This window comes from Magnetovibrio sp. PR-2 (assembly GCF_036689815.1).
Taxonomy (GTDB): Bacteria; Pseudomonadota; Alphaproteobacteria; order Rhodospirillales; family Magnetovibrionaceae; genus Magnetovibrio.
In genome coordinates this window covers 1-332 of sequence record NZ_JBAHUR010000050.1, presented here as the reverse complement: position 1 = coordinate 332, position 332 = coordinate 1, and the positions used below count along the sequence as shown (strand labels likewise).

General features: G+C 50.3%; 1 protein-coding gene. It reads right to left on the bottom strand.

The features are described from left to right. A partial coding sequence (locus tag V5T82_RS18160; RefSeq protein ID WP_332897088.1) for a hypothetical protein occupies positions 1-284 on the bottom strand: 284 nt, incomplete at its 3' end. Positions 285-332: the final 48 nt, after the last annotated feature.

The following is a 332-nucleotide window of genomic DNA, read 5'->3' as shown; positions in this document are numbered from 1 at the left end:
AAGGGTTGACCCATGGTCGCTTTCACCCCAGACACAATTTGCTTTCCTTTCTCGGCAATGGGAACTTTGAACGCATTGCCATGAAAGACGGATGAGGCTTTGCGTTGGCCTTTATACACAGCATCACGCTCGCGACGCTCAACCCATTTTGTATATTTACGCATGTCCGCTTCATAGGAAGGTGACGATGGGTCGGGGGCCTCTTTCCACATATAATTGCTGTACCGGGCATCGCTGTATCCCTTTTGGAAAAGTTGCAATTCTTCCGGCATGGAGTTGATCAAGTCCGGATCCGATTGTGCCAAAGCATGGAGCTTTTGCCCCAGCGCAAC